The organism is Bacillus cereus group sp. N6 (assembly GCF_016483705.1).
Lineage (GTDB): Bacteria > Bacillota > Bacilli > Bacillales > Bacillaceae_G > Bacillus_A > Bacillus_A wiedmannii.
Genome location: NZ_JAEHBI010000041.1, coordinates 13,985 through 33,370 on the forward strand (window position 1 = coordinate 13,985; position 19,386 = coordinate 33,370).

The following is a 19,386-nucleotide window of genomic DNA, read 5'->3' on the forward strand; positions in this document are numbered from 1 at the left end:
CGTTATAATTAGGGAAGTGTCATCGTCTTACTATAAATTTATGGTAAAATAAACGATAAAAGATTGAGTACATAGAGTGGGTGAATAGATTGAAGCTACTAGTGAAAGCACCAGCAAAGATTAATCTGTCGTTAGATGTACTGGGAAAAAGACAAGACGGATATCATGAAGTGAAAATGATTATGACAACAATTGATTTAGCGGATCGTTTAGAACTAATGGAATTAGCAGAAGACCGTATTGAAATTTTATCCCATAATCGGTATGTCCCAGACGACCAAAGAAACTTAGCTTATCAAGCAGCGAAATTATTAAAAGAGAAGTTTAATGTGAAAAAAGGCGTATCTATTACTATTGAAAAAACGATTCCAGTAGCAGCTGGATTAGCAGGTGGAAGTAGTGATGCAGCAGCGACATTACGTGGCCTTAATAAATTATGGAATTTAGGGCTTACAATTGATCAGTTAGCAGAGCTTGGCGCAAAAATCGGATCAGATGTATCGTTTTGTGTATATGGTGGGACAGCAATTGCCACTGGAAGAGGAGAGCAAATTGAGCACATAAAAACTCCACCTTCTTGTTGGGTTATTTTGGCAAAACCCCATATTGGTGTATCTACTGCTGATGTGTATGGAAATTTAAAGTTAAATCGAGTTACACATCCAAATGTAGATAAAATGGTTAACGTCATAAATGCTGGGGACTACAAAGGGATTTGTGATACTGTTGGTAATGTTTTAGAAGATGTAACGTTTGCGATGCATCCTGAAGTTGCACGTATTAAGGCACAGATGAAGCGATTTGGTGCGGATGCCGTATTAATGAGTGGAAGTGGCCCAACCGTATTTGGTCTTGTGCACCATGATTCGCGAATGCATCGTATATATAACGGATTAAAAGGATTTTGTGAACAAGTATACGCAGTACGTTTATTAGGAGAGCGAGAAACGCTTGAATAAAGACGTATAATACGTTATGATTTGTTTAGAATATTCGTGATTTGAGGTGAGAGTATGAAAATTAGACGAAGTACAAGATTAGTCGATATGACGTATTACTTGTTACAAAACCCTCGTCAGCTAGTTTCTCTCACTTTTTTTGCTGAAAGGTATCAATCAGCTAAGTCTTCCATTAGTGAAGATTTAGTTATTATTAAGCAAACGTTTGAACAACAAGGGGTCGGCACATTGCAAACGGTACCAGGAGCAGCAGGAGGAGTGAAATATATACCATATATAAGTGAGGAAGAGGCAGATCTAATTATTGGTGAGCTTTGTAGCTTATTTGAAAATCCAGATCGTATTTTGCCTGGTGGTTACTTATATATGACAGATCTTTTAAGTAATCCTCGCCATATTAATGGCGCAGGTCGTTTGTTTGCTTCTGTTTTTGCTAGGCAATCAATTGATGCGGTTATGACGGTGGCAACGAAGGGGATTCCACTTGCTTATGCGGTGGCAAATTACTTAGATGTACCGGTAGTAATTGCAAGGAAAGATAATAAGGTAACAGAAGGCCCAACTGTTAGTATTAACTATGTATCAGGTTCTTCTAAGCGAATTCAAACAATGACGTTAGCAAAGCGTAGCCTTCCAGAGGGATCAAATGTTTTAATTATTGATGACTTCATGAAAGCTGGCGGGACAATTCAAGGTATGATGAGTATGTTAGAAGAGTTTAAGGCTAATGTTGTTGGTATTGGTGTATTAGTAGAATCCACGGATATTGAAGAACGACTAATTAATAATTTTGTATCATTAATTCGTCTATCAGAAGTTGATGTGAAAGAAAAAGCGATTCAAGTGGAAAAGGGAAATTATTCACTGGCACCATTTGATGAAGGGCTTGTAGAGGCTGAGTAAAAAGGTAAAGCAGATCGCTTTATCTTTTTTTTATTCTATTTATAAATTATAAAATAGATGGACAAACTGCTTTTCGTGCACTATTTTTAAAGAGTAAAAATAAATAATAAAAGGGTGAAAAAATATGAAAGTTGTTCAAACAAGCAATGCACCACAAGCAATTGGACCATATTCACAAGGGATTATTGTAAATAATATGTTTTACAGTTCAGGACAAATTCCGTTAACTGCAAGTGGAGAGCTTGTAGCAGGAGACGTGACAGTACAAACAGAGCAAGTATTTCAAAATTTACAAGCGGTATTAGAAGAAGCAGGTGCTTCATTTGATACAGTAGTAAAAACAACAGTATTCTTAAAAGATATGGATGATTTTAATGCTGTTAATGAAGTATATGGCTCTTATTTCTCTACTCATAAGCCAGCTCGTTCTTGTGTACAAGTAGCAAAATTACCGAAAGATGTTTCAATTGAAATCGAAGTAATTGCCCTAGTTAAGTAATCCTTTGTAAGCGATAACCTCCACTAATCTCTATATTCAATTACATTAAAAATTTTTATCTTAAAAATTTTTAAAAAATTAAAGGGAAAATAGAAATTTTGTGGAATTTATACAAATATATCGCTTATTTAGAAAAGGGTGGTGAACACAAGATGGAAGTGACTGACGTAAGATTACGCCGCGTAAACACAGAAGGCCGCATGAGAGCAATTGCCTCTATTACTCTAGACCATGAATTTGTTGTTCATGATATTCGTGTAATTGATGGTAATAATGGATTATTTGTAGCAATGCCAAGTAAACGTACTCCAGATGGAGAATTCCGTGACATTGCACATCCAATTAATTCTAATACACGCTCTAAAATTCAAGATGCGGTTTTAACAGAGTATCATCGTTTAGGCGAGTTAGAAGAGGTTGAGTTTGAAGAAGCGGGTGCTTCGTAAAATTCGAATGAAAAGGGCTTTTTAAAGAAATCCCTATAATTTTGCAACAAACTCCTGTAAGCATTTACAGGAGTTTGTTTTTTTTTGTGTGGTTTTATCTATTTCGTACGGAAAATTCTGAATTTATTAAAGTGAAGAGGAAAACTTCTAATTTTTTCAAAATCATTTTAAATAGTATAGCTTATTTCTTAAAAAAGATACTAAAGAGTAAAACATCGTATAAGAATTATGGTAAAATTTAATAGTTAAAATGTGTTTCTTGAAATATATGATGATTTAGGATAATATCGTTAATGGATAAATAGGTTGCGATGGAGGGTCTATATGTCAAACAGATTTGCAGTGATTCTAGCTGCAGGCAAAGGCACACGTATGAAGTCTAAGCTATACAAAGTGCTTCATCCTGTATGTGGAAAACCTATGGTACAACATGTTGTCGATCAAGTAACGCAATTAGGATTGCAGAAACTTGTAACAGTCGTAGGACATGGTGCTGAAATGGTACAAGAACAGCTAGGAAACGTAAGTGAGTTTGCATTACAAGCAGAACAACTTGGTACAGCACACGCTGTCGATCAAGCTGCAAGTGTACTTGCAAATGAAGAAGGAACAACTTTAGTTATTTGTGGTGATACGCCGCTAATAACTGCTGAAACGATGGAAGCATTGCTTCAGCAACATAAAGAAGCAGGGGCAATGGCAACGGTGCTAACAGCTTACATAGAAGAACCTGCTGGATATGGTCGTATCGTTCGTAATGAGAATGGTCATGTTGAAAAGATTGTTGAGCATAAGGATGCAAATGAGAAAGAATTAGCTATTAAAGAAATCAATACAGGTACGTATTGTTTTGATAATAAAGCTTTATTCGCCTCACTTTCTAAAGTTTCAAATGATAACGTACAAGGTGAATATTACCTGCCAGATGTTATTGAGATTTTAAAAAATGAAGGTCATATCGTATCGGCTTATCAAACAGAGCACTTCGATGAAACGTTAGGTGTTAACGACAGAGTCGCTCTATCGCAAGCGGAAATTATTATGAAAAACCGTATCAACCGTAAAAACATGGTAAATGGTGTTACAATTATTGATCCAAGTAACACGTATATTTCTGCTGATGCAATTATCGGTAGTGATACAGTTCTTCATCCAGGAACAATTATTGAGGGGAATACTGTAATTGGTTCTGATTGTGAAATTGGACCGCACACAGTAATTCGCGATAGTGAAATTGGAGATCGTACGACAATTCGACAATCTACTGTACATGATAGTAAACTTGGTACAGAAGTATCGGTTGGTCCATTTGCACATATTCGCCCAGATTCAGTTATTGGAGATGAAGTACGCGTTGGAAACTTCGTGGAAATCAAAAAAACTGTTTTTGGTAATAGAAGTAAAGCTTCACACTTAAGTTATATCGGGGATGCACAAGTTGGAGAAGACGTGAATCTTGGTTGTGGTTCAATTACGGTGAACTATGACGGTAAGAATAAATTCAAAACTGTGATTGGTAACGGGGTATTTATTGGATGTAATTCAAACCTTGTCGCTCCTGTAACAGTTGAAGATGGTGCTTATGTGGCAGCAGGCTCTACAATTACAGAGAATGTTCCATCAAAAGCATTATCTGTAGCACGTGCACGTCAAGTTAACAAAGAAGACTATGTTGATCAATTGCTGAATAAGAAAAAATCATAATGTGGAGGGTTAATCTAGATGTCGACTCAATATCTAAATTCTAATTTGAAAGTATTCTCTTTAAACTCTAATAAGGAACTTGCTGAGCAAATTGCAAAGCACATTGGAGTAGGACTAGGAAAATGTTCTGTTGATCGTTTTAGTGATGGAGAAGTTCAAATTAACATTGAAGAAAGTATCCGTGGTTGCGATGTATTCATTATTCAATCTACAAGCTTCCCAGTAAACGAACATATCATGGAATTACTTATTATGATCGATGCATTAAAACGTGCATCTGCAAAAACAATTAATATTGTTATTCCTTACTATGGTTATGCGCGTCAAGACCGTAAAGCGCGTTCTCGTGAACCAATTACATCGAAACTTGTAGCAAACTTGCTTGAAACAGCAGGTGCAACTCGTGTAATCACTCTAGATTTACATGCTCCACAAATTCAAGGGTTCTTTGATATCCCAATCGACCACTTAATGGGTGTACCGATTCTTTCAGATTACTTTGAAACAAAAGGTCTTAAAGATATCGTAATCGTGTCACCAGACCACGGTGGGGTAACTCGTGCTAGAAAAATGGCAGATCGCCTAAAAGCACCAATCGCTATTATTGATAAGCGTCGTCCTCGTCCGAACGTATCAGAGGTAATGAACATTATCGGTAATATTGAAGGTAAAACAGCAATTTTAATTGATGACATCATTGATACAGCTGGTACAATCACATTAGCAGCAAACGCTCTTGTTGAGAACGGTGCTTCTGAAGTATATGCTTGCTGTACACACCCAGTATTATCTGGTCCAGCAATTGAGCGTATCCAAAACTCAAATATTAAAGAGTTAGTTGTAACGAACTCTATCGTATTACCAGAAGAGAAGAAAATCGACAAAGTACATGAACTTTCAGTTGCTCCACTAATCGGAGAAGCAATCATTCGTGTATACGAAGAAGAATCTGTAAGTGTATTATTCAATTAATTGGATAGAATGAGACGTAACCAAGATTGGTTACGTCTTTTCGTATCGAAAAAAGAAAGTAGTGGTACAAGAATGAAATTGATAGTAGGACTTGGGAACCCAGGTAGAGAATATGAATTAACAAGGCATAATATTGGATTTATGGCGATTGATGAACTTGCAAAGCGTTGGAATATTTCTTTGAATGAACAAAAATTTAAAGGAGTATTTGGTGCAGGATTTGTTAATGGAGAAAAAGTAATCTTATTAAAGCCACTTACATATATGAATTTATCTGGGGAAAGTATTCGACCACTCATGGATTACTATAAAATTGATGTTGAGGACTTCGTTGTTCTGTACGATGATTTAGACATCCCTGTAGGTAAATTACGCCTTCGTATGAAAGGTAGTGCTGGTGGACATAATGGTGTGAAATCAACAATTTCACATTTAGGAACACAAGAGTTTCAACGTATCCGCATGGGAATTGATCGTCCGAAAAATGGCATGAAGGTAGTAGATTACGTATTAGGACGTTTTACATCGGAAGAAATTCCTGATGTGAGTTATTCTATTGAAAAAGCAGCGGATGCATGTGAAGAATGGTTAAATAAACCTTTTCTTCAAATCATGAATACCTTCAATAGTTAAGGGTATGATTGGGAATATTTTGTCTTGTTTTTACCCATACTAGTAGTAATTGGATTTTTAGGAGGCTAGTATGGAAGGGTATTATTATTGCAGACATTGCGGGAGTAATGTAGGCTCCGTTACTGCAGAAAAAGTGTATAGCGACGTTTTATTTCAACTAACAGAGCAAGAAGTAGTAGAGATGATTCATTTTCATGAGAATGGAAATATATATATAAAAACGATTTGTGAATCGTGTCAAGAAACGCTCGCATCTTATCCTGAGTATTATGAATATGAAAAATTTCTGCAATAAAATGTTGTCGCTTTGGCATGTCCAAAGCATTTTTCTGTTTTCTTTTTCCAAAATATTTGCATAAAATATAGTGGCTTGCTCTTTATGTTGAGAGGGGTTTTGAAAATGATAGGTTTATTAGAGCAATTTTATAAAAATGAAGAGATCCAATCGGTTATTAATGGACTAGAAGATGGTTTAAAAGAACAACTTGTATCAGGTATGGCAACCTCTTCTCGTTCGTTATTAATGGCGGCCTTATATAAAAAAACAAAAAAATCACAACTTATTGTGACGCATAATTTATATCAAGCACAAAAAGTGCATGAAGATTTAGTGGCGTTACTTGGTGAAAAAGATGTGTGGTTATACCCAGTAAATGAATTGATAGCATCAGAAATTGGTGTTGCAAGCCCAGAATTGAAGGCGCAACGTATTGAAGTATTGAATCGTTTAGCGGCAGGAGAGAACGGGATTATTGTAGCGCCAGTTGCAGGACTACGCAGATTTTTACCAATGAAAGAGTTGTGGAAGCAAAGGCAAATCGAAATCAATCTAGGGCAAGAGATTGATTTAGATACATTCTTGCATACTTTACATCATATTGGTTATGAGCGTAAGTCGATGGTAGAAGCTCCTGGGGAATTCAGTTTGCGCGGGGGAATATTAGATATTTACCCATTAACTGAAGAGTTACCATTTCGTATTGAATTTTTCGATACAGAAGTTGATTCTATTCGATTATTTGATGTGGATGAACAGCGCTCTCAAGATAAAAAAGAAAGTGTTAGATTTGGTCCAGCAACAGAGTTTTTATTTTCACAGGAAGAATTGAAGTCGGGAATTGAGCATCTTGAGGAAGGCTTGACTAAGACGATGCAAAAACTTTCCGATGATAAATTGAAGACTACAGTGCTTGAAACGGTAAGTCATGAAATTGAGATGTTAAAAAACGGGCAAAGTATAGAACAGATGTTTAAATATTTATCTATTTTCTATAAAGAACCTGCTAGTCTGATAGATTATTTACCTGAAGATGGTATTGTGGTTTTGGATGAGATTTCTCGTATTCAAGAAACGGCATCACATCTTGAAACGGAAGAGGCGGAATGGTATATATCACTTCTTGGTGAGGGAACAATTATTCAAGATTTATCTTTCTCACACTCGTTTGAGGAATTTCTTCATCATAAAAAAAGAAGTTTTGTATATTTAACGTTATTCTTACGTCATATAGCACATACACATCCGCAAAATATTGTGAATGTGACATGTAAAACAATGCAAGATTTCCATGGGCAGATGCAGTTGTTGAAAACTGAAATTGATAGATGGAACGAAGGGCATTTTACGACTGTTGTGCTCGGCACAGATGATGAACGTGTAAAAAAACTACAACATATTTTAAGTGATTATGATATTGAGGCAGATATCGTAGAGGGCACAGATATATTATTGCCTGGAAGGTTGCAAATTGCTGTAGGTGATTTACATGCAGGATTTGAAATGCCGATGCAAAAGCTTGTTGTTATTACTGAAAAAGAGCTTTTTCATAAAAAAGTTAAAAAATCACAACGTAAGCAGAAGTTATCTAATGCTGAACGTATTAAAAGTTATTCGGAATTAAAAGTTGGAGATTATGTAGTTCATGTAAATCATGGTATAGGTAAATTCTTAGGTATCGAGACACTAGAAATTAATGGTGTTCATAAAGATTACTTGAATATTAAATATCAAGGTAATGATAAGTTATACGTTCCAATTGAACAAATTGACCAAGTGCAGAAATATGTAGGATCTGAAGGTAAGGATCCTAAAGTTTATAAATTGGGCGGAAATGATTGGAAAAAGGTCAAAACGAAAGTTGAAAAATCTGTACAAGACATTGCGGATGACCTAATTAAACTATATGCTGAGCGCGAAGCTTCAAAAGGTTATGCATATACACCAGATACGGCAGAACAACAAGAATTTGAATCTTCTTTCCCATATCAAGAGACAGAGGATCAATTACGTTCTATTGACGAGATTAAGAAAGATATGGAACGTGGACGTCCGATGGATAGGCTTCTTTGTGGTGATGTAGGATATGGAAAGACGGAAGTAGCTATCCGTGCGGCATTTAAGGCAATTATGGATGAAAAACAAGTTGCAATTTTAGTGCCGACAACGATCCTTGCACAACAACACTATGAAACAATTCGAGAGCGTTTTCAAGATTATCCAATCAATATAGGATTATTAAGTAGATTCCGTACGAGAAAACAGCAAAATGAAACAATTAAAGGCTTAAAAGATGGTACGGTAGATATCGTAATCGGAACGCATCGTATTTTATCTAAAGACGTTACTTATAAAGATTTAGGTCTTCTTATTATTGATGAAGAACAAAGGTTTGGTGTAACGCATAAAGAAAAAATTAAACAATTAAAAGCAAATGTTGACGTGTTAACATTAACGGCAACTCCGATTCCGCGTACACTCCATATGTCTATGCTTGGTGTGCGTGACTTATCTGTTATTGAGACACCACCAGAAAATCGTTTCCCAGTCCAAACGTATGTAGTAGAGTATAATCCAGCGTTAATGCGAGAAGCGATAGAACGAGAGCTTGCAAGAGGTGGGCAAATTTACTTCCTATATAATCGTGTGGAGGATATCGAAAGAAAAGCAGATGAAATTTCGATGTTAGTTCCAGACGCGCGTGTAACGTATGCACATGGGAAAATGAACGAAGGTGAATTAGAGTCTGTTATGCTATCGTTTTTAGAAGGGCAGCATGATGTTCTTGTAAGTACAACAATTATTGAGACGGGTGTAGATATTCCGAATGTAAATACGTTAATTGTATTTGATGCAGATCGTATGGGATTATCGCAGCTGTATCAGCTTCGTGGTCGTGTTGGACGTTCTAATCGTGTTGCATATGCATACTTTGCATACAAACGAGATAAAGTGTTATCAGAAGTTGCAGAGAAGCGTCTGCAAGCCATTAAAGAGTTCACAGAGCTTGGGTCAGGTTTCAAAATTGCGATGAGAGACTTATCCATTCGTGGTGCAGGTAACTTGTTAGGAGCCGAACAGCATGGATTTATTGATTCTGTCGGATTTGATCTATATTCTCAAATGTTAAAAGATGCAATTGAACAGCGTAGAGGAACAGATGGGGTTGAAAATACAGTTAATGTTGAAATTGATTTAGAAGTAGATGCATATTTACCAGATGCTTATATTTCAGATAGTAAACAAAAGATTATGATGTATAAACAGTTTAGAGGTGTTTCTGCAATTGAGGATATTGAAGAGTTGCAGGAAGAGATGATAGATAGATTTGGTGATTACCCGCAAGAAGTTGGTTACTTATTGCAAATTGCAAATATTAAAGTATTGGCAATGAAAGAACAAATTGAGTTAATTAAGCAAAATAAATTTGAAGTGACAATTCTGTTCTCAGAACAAGCAAGTCAAAATATTGATGGCGGAAAATTATTCATGCTTGGAAATAGTTTTGGACGTATGATTGGTCTAGGAATGGAAGGATCGCAATTGAAAATCGTTATGAAAACAAATGGTTTAGAGACATCGAAGTGGTTAACAATTGCTGAAAATTTATTAAAAGGCCTACCAGATGTAAAAAAAGAAGTCATAAATGCCTAATATAAGATAAAAAAATACAATTCGGCGTGCATAGAAGAACTAATGTGTAAAATACTATGTCTAACAGTTGGTGATTTTTACATGAACAGGTAAATTCACCACTTTGATCATCAGTAGAAAGTGAGGCAGCATTAGAATGAAAGCAACTGGAATCGTACGTCGAATTGATGATTTAGGTAGGGTAGTAATCCCGAAGGAAATTCGTAGAACTTTACGTATTCGAGAAGGAGACCCACTAGAAATATTTGTTGATCGCGATGGAGAAGTGATTTTGAAAAAATATTCTCCAATTAGTGAACTAGGTAATTTTGCAAAGGAATATACGGAAGCTTTATACGATAGCTTAGGACATAATGTGCTTGTATGCGATCGTGATTCTGTTATCGCAGTAGCAGGCGTATCTAAAAAAGAATACTTAAATAAAAGTGTTGGCGATTTAATTGAGAAGACAATGGAAGAGCGTAAGTCTGTAATTATGACAGATGAAAGCGAAATTTCAATTATTGATGGAGTAACAGAAAAAGTGAGTTCCTATACAATTGGCCCGATTGTTGCGAATGGGGATCCAATTGGAGCTGTTGTTATCTTCTCTAAAGAGGATATTATAAGTGAAGTAGAGCATAAGTCAGTAAATACAGCTGCAAGCTTTTTAGCGAAACAAATGGAGCAGTAAGGCTATATCGAATTTTAGAAGTAGCAATCTTTCCTAATTATGATATTTCTTTTTGAGAAATCAAATATTTGGAGATATATGTATATTGAATGAAGGTAGCGCTTTGCTACCTTTTTTCGTTGAACATTTCTAGCGTTGCACGAACGTATTATTACTCGTGTAGGCAAGGAAGCTTGTCCTTTTCTTTATGATATAATACGAGGGGTGAGAATAGAAAAAGGAGTTTTCTTGTATGGAATCGAAGAAGTATCAAGCCTTTTGGCGTGGGGCTATTATATTAACAATCGCAAGTTTTGTTACAAAGGTATTAAGCGCTTTTTACCGTATTCCATATCAAAATATAGCGGGTGATATTGGTTTTTATATTTACCAACAAATTTATCCGTTTTATGGATTTTGTTTAATTTTAGCTACTTATGGGTTCCCCATTATAATTTCAAAAATGGTTGCGGAACGATTAGAGCGAGGGAAACAACAAGAAGCAGAAGAAATTATCTGTGTATCTTTTTGGTTTTTATTAGGAATTGGTTTCGTAGGCTTTTTTACATTGTTTTTTGGTGCCGAAACAATTGCAGCAGCCATGGGTGATATACACTTAGATAAGTTATTACGTGTTATTTCATTTTCATTCATATTGATGCCGTTTTTATCTGTAGCAAGAGGATATTTTCAGGGGTTCAATAATATGATGCCAACAGCTGTTTCGCAAGTGATAGAACAAACAATTCGTGTTTCTATTATTGTATTTTTATCTCTATTCCTAATTGCTCGCGGATTTGATTTATATACAGTCGGTGCAGGTGCTATGTTAGGTTCAATCGCAGGCGGACTAATTGGGATTATCGTACTTGTACTTTATATGCGTCATGACTTTCGTTCTATATTTTTCAAGAGTGTAAAGAGAATTAAGGGAAAAAAGAGGATCATTAAAATTCTGTTTTGGCAGGGATTGGCGATTTGTGTTAGTAACTTAGTACTTATTTTTATACAAATGGCTGATTCCATTTCCTTCTATTCCTTACTTATTGGGGCAGGAGAGCAAGCTGAAAGTGCAAAGGTATTAAAAGGTGTTTACGACAGAAGTATCCCGCTTATGCAATTAGGTACTGTCGTGACAACTTCTTTCTCATTGTCACTTATTCCAATTATTACAGCGGCGAAGGAAAGAGGAGATCTTTCCTTTATTCGAGAAAAGGTAAAGTTAGCAATGAAAATAACATTTGTTATTGGATTTGCAGCTGCCATTGGATTAACTTGTATTATTCAGCCTACGAATATTATGTTGTTTGAAAATAGTGATGGGTCAGATGTTTTATCCATTTTATCTTTATCTATTTTATTTAGTTCATTGTCGATTACAACTGCTTCTATTTTGCAAGGGTTAGGACAAACATTAAAACCAGCAATATTCGTTATATTTGGGGGTTGTTTAAAGTTAGCTTTAAATTATACATTAATGCCGTATTTTGGTGTGAAGGGAGCTGCAATTGCAACACTAGTTGCGTTAATTGTAATTTCTGTGCTAAATAGTGCATTACTTATGCAAGCTGTATCCGAATCGCTTATCGATAAGCGTAATATGTTAGGTGTAGTTATTAGTGGTATCGGTATGGGGTTTGTATTAATAATATTTATACGTTTGATGCAAATGTCTGGATTAGTAATTGATACAAGGCATAGAGGAATTGCAACACTTGAGGCATTGTTAGGTGTAGCTATCGGTGGATTAACATATGTGTTTTTAATTTTAAAATTACGTGTATTTACAAAAGCGGAAATAGGAACCGTTATGAAAAGAGAGAAAAAAGAAGGTTCATTGAAGAAGAGTGGATAGAGGTGGCAGGTTGTGAGTGGAATCATTACTATTTTAGGATTAGGTGCTGGTGAGTTAGATCAGTTAACGATGGGTGTATATCGAAAAATAAAAGAAGCAGATCACATGTTTGTTAGAACGAAGGAACATCCCGTTATAGAAGAGTTGGAGAAAGAAGGTATACAATATACAGCCTTTGACAGTATATATGAAGCGCATGATACATTTGAAATTGTATATGAAACAATCGCGAATACATTGTTAGAACAAGCTGAAGGCACAGAAATCATCTATGCCGTGCCAGGGCATCCGCTTGTAGCGGAAAGAACGGTTCAGCTACTGTTGGAAAAAGGTGAAGTAGCGAATGTTGAAGTGCGCATTGAAGGTGGACAAAGTTTCCTTGATCCTATGTTTGCGAGTCTAAAGATTGATCCGATTGAAGGATTCCAATTAATTGACGCCACATCATTTGAAAGAGGACAATTAGAATTACGTCAACATTTAATCTTTTGCCAAGTATATGACGCATTCGTTGCATCTGATGTGAAATTAACATTAATGGAGATGCTACCAGATGATTATGAAGTGTATATCGTAACAGCTGCAGGGACTTCATTTGAACAAGTTAAAAAGGTGCCGTTGTACATGTTAGATCATGAAACAGAGTTGAATAATTTAACGAGTGTATATGTACCACCAGTTAAAGAACGTGCGTCCTTGTATCAACAGTTTGATGTGCTTAGAGAAATTATTGCGGACCTTCGTGGACCGAATGGTTGTCCGTGGGATAAAAAGCAAACACATCAATCTTTAAAGAAGTATTTAATTGAGGAAGCTTATGAAGTGTTGGAAGCAATTGATGAAGAGGATGATGATCACTTAGTAGAAGAACTGGGTGATATATTATTACAAGTTATGTTGCATGCTCAAATCGGGGAGGATGAAGGTTGGTTCTCTATAGATGATATTATTCGAACTTTATCTGAGAAAATGGTTCGCCGCCACCCGCATGTATTTGGGAATACGGATGTAAATAATGCCGATGAAGTAATTGCCAATTGGGAAGAAATTAAAAAACAAGAAAAAGGATTCGTGAAAGAATCTGTTTTAAATGGGGTTCCAAAAAGTTTGCCACAGTTACTACGCGCCTATGAAATCCAGAAAAAAGCTGGCAAAGTTGGTTTCGATTGGGTTGATGTACAACCGATGATAGAGAAAGTCTTAGAAGAATGGCAAGAGTTCCAACAAGAAGTTACAAATATGGATGAGGCGAAAATGTTAGGTGAATTTGGCGATTTACTATTTGCGTTTGTGAATATAGCTCGTCATTATAAAATAGATCCCGAAGAGGCGTTACGTTCAACGAATGAGAAATTCGTCGGTCGTTTCTTATACATGGAAGCAAAGGTAGCTGAAATGAATAAAGAGATGCAAGATTTATCATTAGAGCAGTTAGACGTTTTATGGGAAGAGGCAAAACAAACAGAGCGTTAATAGGGGGATTTGATATGCGTCTAGATAAGTTTTTGAAAGTATCACGTTTAATTAAAAGAAGAACATTAGCGAAAGAAGTAGCTGATCAAGGAAGAATATCAATTAATGGTCAAGTGGCAAAAGCGAGTTCAGATGTAAAAGTAGCTGATGAATTAACAATTCGTTTTGGTCAAAAAATAGTAACTGTAAAAATAAACGAATTGAAAGAAACGACTAAAAAAGAAGATGCAGCAAATATGTATAGTTTAGTTCGCGAAGAAAAAGTAAAGGCTGAAGAAGGCTTGTTCTAAAATCAATTATCCCTTCATACATTACTATTAGCTAGTATAAATCTATGGGGGGATTTACGTGGATAATGGTTACTCACCTATGTCTTCTAATCAACAAAATGTTTCGGTAGAGCATGATATTATTATGCGTGGCAGGCGTGTAATTGATATTACCGGTGTAAAGCAGGTAGAGAGTTTTGATAGCGAGGAGTTTTTACTTGAGACCGTAATGGGTTTTTTAACAATTCGTGGTCAAAATTTGCAAATGAAAAATTTAGATGTAGAAAAAGGTGTTGTATCGATTAAAGGGAAAGTTCATGAGATGCTGTATATTGATGAGAATCAAGGGGAGAAAACTAAAGGATTCTTTAGTAAGTTGTTTAAATGAGCCTAACAATTCAGTTGTATACGATGCTCTCAATGATCGGAATGGGTGCTTGGATTGGAGCGTCTTTAGATACATACCAACGATTTTTAAAGCGGCAAGAACGTAAACGTTGGCTTGTATTTATTCATGATATACTATTTTGGATTGTCCAAGCATTATTCGTTTTTTATGTACTGCTTCTTGTAAATGAAGCTGAACTACGTATATATGTATTTTTGGCATTATTATGTGGTTTTGCGGCATATCAAAGCTTATTGAAAGCAATATACATGAGACTGTTAAATTTTCTCATCTATATTTTTATGCAAACAACACACTTTTTTGTTCAAATTATAAAGCTACTCATGATAAAACCTGTTATTATTATAGCGCAGCTATTTATTGCATTTATATTATTCTTATTTCGTATACTGCTTTCAATTGGACATGTGTTATGGAAAATGGTGATTTGGATATTACTTTTCATATGGAAAGTTTTTTTCTGGCCTGTTCGATTTATTGCTTCGCTCATATGGAAACTTCTCCCTAATCGTGTTAAACTTTTTATAATGAAACATGTAGGGTTCCTGCAATATATAGCAAAATTGAAGGGACACATCTTCCAATTATGGGGGCGTATAAAAAAGAAGTTAGGGGGACCTCGGAAATGAGGGAACTGAGACAAAGAACAATCGAAAAACAGAGTCCAAATCCTGTTAAAGAGCATATAATACAAACGGATGAGAACAGGAAGCGACTTTATCGCCGTTTAGCGGTTTTTCTTGTCTTTGCTTTTACAATTATTGCGAGTATTAGTGTAACGTTTTATCAACAAAACAGTTCCATTAGAGCAAAAGAAGCAAAAGTTAAGGACATGAAAAAAGAACTGGATTCATTAACGAATAAAGAAAAGAGTCTAAAAGACGAAGTTCAAAAGTTGAATGATGAAGAGTACGTATTAAAGATTGCTAGAAGGGATTATTTCTTCTCTGGAAAAGGGGAGATAATTTTTCCTGTTTCTAAGTAGAGTATGTCTTATTGACACTATATTTTAGGATTATATATAATAAAGTAAAATTTGACTTTTTAACCACTAAGGAGGAGCATTTTTTTTATGTCAATCGAGGTAGGCAGCAAGTTACAGGGTAAAGTAACAGGTATTACAAATTTTGGGGCTTTTGTGGAGCTGCCAGAAGGCTTAACGGGTCTTGTTCATATTAGTGAAGTTGCTGATAATTATGTGAAAGATATTAACGATCACTTAAAAGTGGGCGACCAAGTAGAAGTAAAAGTTATTAACGTTGAAAAAGATGGTAAGATCGGTCTATCTATTAAAAAAGCGAAAGAGCGTGAAAAAACAGAAGGAGATCGTCCACGTGGTGAATACCAACGCGGTGGCGGTGGCGATCAACAACGTTCTGGACGTCCACAACGTAATCGTTCTTTCAACAGAGATAACCGTGGCGGCGGTAACGAACGAGCTCCAAAAGAAACATTCGAGCAAAAGATGGCACGTTTCTTAAAGGACAGTGAAGATCGTTTAACTTCTTTAAAGCGTAACACAGAATCTAAACGTGGTGGCCGTGGCGCACGTCGCGGATAATAAGAACGTTTAATTCTTAGCATATAGAGAGGTACCCAGGGCGATTGCTCGGGGTGCTTTTTTATATGTGAAAATATATTTTTAAAAAAGTTTTCAAGATGTGTTGACTTTAAAATATATCTGAGGTAAGATACTAATTGTCCGTTAAATAAGACGACATGGCGGTGTAGCTCAGCTGGCTAGAGCGTACGGTTCATACCCGTGAGGTCGGGGGTTCGATCCCCTCCGCCGCTATATTTAATTTAACGGCCCGTTGGTCAAGTGGTTAAGACACCGCCCTTTCACGGCGGTAACACGGGTTCGAATCCCGTACGGGTCATCCTAAAAAGATCATGCAAATTTGCATGATCTTTTTTTGTTAAATAAATTAAGACATACAACACTTCTACAAAATCACCCTATATTTTCTGAATGTTCAATTAAAATAGCGAGAATAAATTACATACCGTGTATATATGTAGAGTTATTTCGAATAAAAAGTCGAACGATTATAAAAGTGAAAACTGTTGTTTTGACAAAAATCCCAATAATCATCTTTTATAATGACAGTAATTAAACTATGCAGGTGGTGTTAAAAATATGCCTAAAGCAGGAAGGAATACTATGAATACAAGTGCATTGGCAATGAATGAGAGTCAGCTTGGAGCAGTAAAGTGGACGAGTAAGTTGCGAATGAAGTTTGAACAGGTTTTCTTTAGATGGGGATTTATTATTGTTGTTATTGGTTTTCTTTTGGGACGAGCATATATATTAACAAACATTTTACCGTTTGCACTGCCGTTTTTTGCTGCTGTTTATGTTATGAAGCGGGATAAAATGCCGCTCGCGTTCTTGGCTCTTATGGGGGGCGCACTTTCAGTTTCGATAGATAATTTATTCTTTACCTTTGCATCTATTTTTACTTTCTTCATTTATAATATCTTCTTTAGTCGGTTTACACGTAAAACTGTTGGACTTGTTCCATTCCAAGTATTTATCTCCGCATTAACCGCACATTTAGTTGTCGTATATTTCGCGCAACAAACTGTCACCATGTACGATTTACTCGTTAGTACGATTGAGGCAGGGCTTAGCTTCGTATTAACTATGATATTTTTACAAAGTGTTCCGCTTTTAGTAGAACGAAAAGGTAAACAACAAGCGCTAGAGACAGAAGAAATTGTTTGTTTAATTATATTACTAGCATCTGTTTTAACAGGGACAACAGATTGGTTTGTATATGACGCTTCTATTCAACATATTTTTACTAGGTATTTAGTGCTCGTGTTTGCATTTATTGCGGGGGCTGCTACAGGATCTACAGTGGGGGTCGTCACTGGATTAATATTAAGTTTAGCCAATGTCTCCAGTTTGTCTCAACTTAGTCTACTTGCTTTTTCTGGGTTGCTTGGTGGTTTGTTAAAAGAAGGGAAGCGTTTAGGTGTTAGTTTAGGTTTATTAATTGGGACGAGCTTGATTACGCTATATGTAGACAAGCAAACAAACATTGTGACAACTTTAATTGAATCTGGTATGGCGATTATGTTCTTCTTATTAACACCGAAACTTGTTATGGATCGTATTGCTAAATTCATGCCAGGCACACAGGAACATTCGCAAGATCAACAACAGTATTTAAGAAGGATGCGTGATGTTACAGCGAATAAAATTAATCAATTTGCCAATGTATTTGCTGCTTTATCTAATAGCTTTTCTGTATATGGATATGTGGAGGAGGAAGATAAAGAGACAGAAGCGGATTTGTTCTTAAGTACAATTACTGCAAAAACATGTCAAACATGCTTTAAAAAGGACCAATGCTGGGTAGTTAATTTCGACAAAACGTACGATTATATGAAACAAATAATGAGTGAAACGGAAGAGGGGACGTTGCAGCATAATCGGAAGTTAGTTCGTGAATGGGACAAGCATTGTGTGAGAGGGAAGAAAGTGACGGATTTAGTAGCGGGTGAATTAGATCACTTCTATGAAGGACAAAAATTACGAAAACAAATGAAAGAAAACCGTAGAATAGTAGCGGAGCAACTATTAGGTGTATCAAAAGTTATGGAGGATTTTGCTAAGGAGATCCAAAGAGAACGAGAAAATCATCAAGTGCAGGAAGAACAGATTATGCAAGCGTTTCGTGATTTTGGCGTAGAAGTAGAGCATGTTGATATATATTGTTTAGATAGAGGAAGTATTGATATTGAAATGTTGATTCCAGTTGCATCTAATGAACATGGAGAATGTGAAAAGTTAGTTGCGCCGATGCTTTCTGACATTCTAAAGGAAAATATTGTTGTTAAACATGAAGAAAAATCTTCTTATCCGAACGGCCACAGCTTAATATCATTTGGTTCGGCAAAAACGTATTCTCTTGATACTGGGTTGGCCACAGCTGCAAAAGGCGGTGGGTTTGTTTCTGGTGACTCTTATGCGATGATGGATTTAAGTGTTGGTAAATATGCGCTTGCAATTAGTGATGGTATGGGAAACGGGCAAAGAGCTCATATGGAGAGTAAAGAAACGGTAAAATTATTACAAAAAATACTTCAATCAGGCATTGATGAGGAAATAGCGATTAAATCTATCAATTCTATTCTTTCTTTAAGAACAACAGAAGAGATGTTTACGACGTTAGATTTAGCTATGGTGGATTTACGGGATGCGAGTGCGAAATTTTTAAAGATTGGATCGACGCCGAGTTTTGTTAAACGTGCGAACAATATTTTGAAAATTGAGGCAAGTAATTTGCCGATGGGCATTATTGAGGATGTTGAAGTTGATGTAGTAGGTGAACAATTAAAAACGGGCGATATCCTTATTATGATGAGCGATGGGATTTTCGAGGGAGCGCAACATGTAGAAAATCATGAACTATGGATGAAACGAAAAATTAAAGAATTACAAACCGAAGATCCGCAAGAAATTGCTGATATCATTATGGAAGAGGTGATTCGCTCTTGTGATGGTTATATAAATGATGATATGACTATCGTTGTGGCGAAAGTGAAGAAAAATATGCCGAAGTGGGCTACGATTCCAATTGTAGGAATGCAGGCACAATAAATTTTAAGTGTGATGTTTCTTTATCACTGTTTCTTTCTAAAAACCTAGGTGGATGCCTAGGTTTTTTTA

Annotated in this window: 18 protein-coding genes and 2 tRNA genes; all 20 read left to right on the forward strand. The window is 36.0% G+C overall.

What is annotated here, in order from left to right:
- The first annotated feature begins 89 nt into the window (after positions 1–89).
- The 20 genes from ispE to spoIIE all read left to right on the forward strand — a co-directional run bounded on the left by ispE (position 90) and on the right by spoIIE (position 19,317).
- Positions 90–959 (forward strand): 4-(cytidine 5'-diphospho)-2-C-methyl-D-erythritol kinase, encoded by an 870-nt coding sequence (gene ispE / locus JDS99_RS23025; protein ID WP_000772096.1) that lies wholly within the window; start codon positions 90–92, stop codon positions 957–959.
- Between the two features lie 54 nt (positions 960–1,013).
- Entirely contained in the window at positions 1,014–1,862 is an 849-nt protein-coding gene (purR, locus tag JDS99_RS23030; RefSeq protein ID WP_046954525.1) for a pur operon repressor, read from the forward strand.
- Between the two features lie 124 nt (positions 1,863–1,986).
- The gene (locus JDS99_RS23035; RefSeq protein ID WP_000869826.1) at positions 1,987–2,361 is read left to right on the forward strand and encodes a RidA family protein; all 375 of its coding nucleotides are present in this window, start codon (positions 1,987–1,989) and stop codon (positions 2,359–2,361) included.
- Between the two features lie 152 nt (positions 2,362–2,513).
- Entirely contained in the window at positions 2,514–2,807 is a 294-nt protein-coding gene (gene spoVG, locus JDS99_RS23040) for a septation regulator SpoVG (RefSeq protein WP_000454042.1), read from the forward strand.
- A 324-nt stretch (positions 2,808–3,131) separates the two neighbouring features.
- Entirely contained in the window at positions 3,132–4,511 is a 1,380-nt protein-coding gene (gene glmU, locus JDS99_RS23045; protein WP_000071045.1) for a bifunctional UDP-N-acetylglucosamine diphosphorylase/glucosamine-1-phosphate N-acetyltransferase GlmU, read from the forward strand.
- A gap of 18 nt (positions 4,512–4,529) precedes the next feature.
- Positions 4,530–5,483, forward strand: coding sequence for a ribose-phosphate diphosphokinase (locus JDS99_RS23050; protein ID WP_000107420.1), 954 nt, complete (start codon positions 4,530–4,532; stop codon positions 5,481–5,483).
- Positions 5,484–5,555: 72 nt separating this feature from the next.
- Positions 5,556–6,116, forward strand: coding sequence for an aminoacyl-tRNA hydrolase (gene pth, locus JDS99_RS23055; RefSeq protein ID WP_279433269.1), 561 nt, complete (start codon positions 5,556–5,558; stop codon positions 6,114–6,116).
- Between the two features lie 70 nt (positions 6,117–6,186).
- On the forward strand, positions 6,187–6,411 hold the full coding sequence (locus tag JDS99_RS23060) for an anti-sigma-F factor Fin family protein (protein WP_000399441.1): 225 nt from the start codon (positions 6,187–6,189) through the stop codon (positions 6,409–6,411).
- 105 nt (positions 6,412–6,516) lie between these two features.
- Positions 6,517–10,047 carry a transcription-repair coupling factor gene (mfd, locus tag JDS99_RS23065; protein ID WP_000579706.1) on the forward strand — a complete coding sequence of 1,177 codons (3,531 nt, stop codon included), beginning with the start codon at positions 6,517–6,519 and terminating at the stop codon, positions 10,045–10,047.
- A gap of 136 nt (positions 10,048–10,183) precedes the next feature.
- Positions 10,184–10,720, forward strand: a complete 537-nt coding sequence (gene spoVT / locus JDS99_RS23070; RefSeq protein WP_088061461.1) for a stage V sporulation protein T — start codon at positions 10,184–10,186, stop codon at positions 10,718–10,720.
- Between the two features lie 232 nt (positions 10,721–10,952).
- Entirely contained in the window at positions 10,953–12,554 is a 1,602-nt protein-coding gene (locus tag JDS99_RS23075; protein WP_199695790.1) for a putative polysaccharide biosynthesis protein, read from the forward strand.
- A 12-nt stretch (positions 12,555–12,566) separates the two neighbouring features.
- Positions 12,567–14,027 (forward strand): bifunctional methyltransferase/pyrophosphohydrolase YabN, encoded by a 1,461-nt coding sequence (yabN, locus tag JDS99_RS23080; protein ID WP_199695791.1) that lies wholly within the window; start codon positions 12,567–12,569, stop codon positions 14,025–14,027.
- Positions 14,028–14,041: 14 nt separating this feature from the next.
- Positions 14,042–14,317 (forward strand): RNA-binding S4 domain-containing protein, encoded by a 276-nt coding sequence (locus JDS99_RS23085; RefSeq protein WP_001234876.1) that lies wholly within the window; start codon positions 14,042–14,044, stop codon positions 14,315–14,317.
- 58 nt (positions 14,318–14,375) lie between these two features.
- On the forward strand, positions 14,376–14,684 hold the full coding sequence (yabP, locus tag JDS99_RS23090; RefSeq protein WP_000368630.1) for a sporulation protein YabP: 309 nt from the start codon (positions 14,376–14,378) through the stop codon (positions 14,682–14,684).
- Complete coding sequence (yabQ, locus tag JDS99_RS23095; RefSeq protein WP_000059764.1) at positions 14,681–15,334, forward strand: spore cortex biosynthesis protein YabQ; 654 nt, start codon at positions 14,681–14,683, stop codon at positions 15,332–15,334. Before yabP ends, yabQ begins: the two co-directional genes overlap by 4 nt.
- Positions 15,331–15,690: a cell division protein DivIC gene (gene divIC, locus JDS99_RS23100; protein ID WP_001208737.1), complete on the forward strand. Its 360-nt coding sequence runs from the start codon at positions 15,331–15,333 to the stop codon at positions 15,688–15,690. The genes yabQ and divIC overlap by 4 nt, the downstream gene beginning before the upstream one ends.
- An 87-nt stretch (positions 15,691–15,777) precedes the next feature.
- A complete protein-coding gene (locus JDS99_RS23105; RefSeq protein ID WP_000021454.1) occupies positions 15,778–16,266 on the forward strand; it encodes a S1 domain-containing RNA-binding protein in 489 nt (162 codons plus the stop codon).
- 160 nt (positions 16,267–16,426) lie between these two features.
- Positions 16,427–16,500 (forward strand) — tRNA-Met (locus JDS99_RS23110).
- Between the two features lie 13 nt (positions 16,501–16,513).
- A tRNA-Glu gene (locus JDS99_RS23115) sits at positions 16,514–16,585 on the forward strand.
- Between the two features lie 260 nt (positions 16,586–16,845).
- Positions 16,846–19,317: a stage II sporulation protein E gene (gene spoIIE, locus JDS99_RS23120; RefSeq protein WP_199695792.1), complete on the forward strand. Its 2,472-nt coding sequence runs from the start codon at positions 16,846–16,848 to the stop codon at positions 19,315–19,317.
- The last annotated feature ends 69 nt before the right edge of the window (positions 19,318–19,386 follow it).

What these genes read in the sequence shown, in the direction of transcription:
- purR (WP_046954525.1), top strand. Translation starts at nt 1,014, where the DNA reads ATGAAAATTAGACGAAGTACAAGATTAGTCGATATGACGTATTACTTG.
- JDS99_RS23035 (WP_000869826.1), top strand. Translation starts at nt 1,987, where the DNA reads ATGAAAGTTGTTCAAACAAGCAATGCACCACAAGCAATTGGACCATAT.
- spoVG (WP_000454042.1), top strand. Translation starts at nt 2,514, where the DNA reads ATGGAAGTGACTGACGTAAGATTACGCCGCGTAAACACAGAAGGCCGC.
- glmU (WP_000071045.1), top strand. Translation starts at nt 3,132, where the DNA reads ATGTCAAACAGATTTGCAGTGATTCTAGCTGCAGGCAAAGGCACACGT.
- JDS99_RS23050 (WP_000107420.1), top strand. Translation starts at nt 4,530, where the DNA reads ATGTCGACTCAATATCTAAATTCTAATTTGAAAGTATTCTCTTTAAAC.
- pth (WP_279433269.1), top strand. Translation starts at nt 5,556, where the DNA reads ATGAAATTGATAGTAGGACTTGGGAACCCAGGTAGAGAATATGAATTA.
- JDS99_RS23060 (WP_000399441.1), top strand. Translation starts at nt 6,187, where the DNA reads ATGGAAGGGTATTATTATTGCAGACATTGCGGGAGTAATGTAGGCTCC.
- mfd (WP_000579706.1), top strand. Translation starts at nt 6,517, where the DNA reads ATGATAGGTTTATTAGAGCAATTTTATAAAAATGAAGAGATCCAATCG.
- spoVT (WP_088061461.1), top strand. Translation starts at nt 10,184, where the DNA reads ATGAAAGCAACTGGAATCGTACGTCGAATTGATGATTTAGGTAGGGTA.
- JDS99_RS23075 (WP_199695790.1), top strand. Translation starts at nt 10,953, where the DNA reads ATGGAATCGAAGAAGTATCAAGCCTTTTGGCGTGGGGCTATTATATTA.
- JDS99_RS23085 (WP_001234876.1), top strand. Translation starts at nt 14,042, where the DNA reads ATGCGTCTAGATAAGTTTTTGAAAGTATCACGTTTAATTAAAAGAAGA.
- yabQ (WP_000059764.1), top strand. Translation starts at nt 14,681, where the DNA reads ATGAGCCTAACAATTCAGTTGTATACGATGCTCTCAATGATCGGAATG.
- divIC (WP_001208737.1), top strand. Translation starts at nt 15,331, where the DNA reads ATGAGGGAACTGAGACAAAGAACAATCGAAAAACAGAGTCCAAATCCT.
- JDS99_RS23105 (WP_000021454.1), top strand. Translation starts at nt 15,778, where the DNA reads ATGTCAATCGAGGTAGGCAGCAAGTTACAGGGTAAAGTAACAGGTATT.
- spoIIE (WP_199695792.1), top strand. Translation starts at nt 16,846, where the DNA reads ATGCCTAAAGCAGGAAGGAATACTATGAATACAAGTGCATTGGCAATG.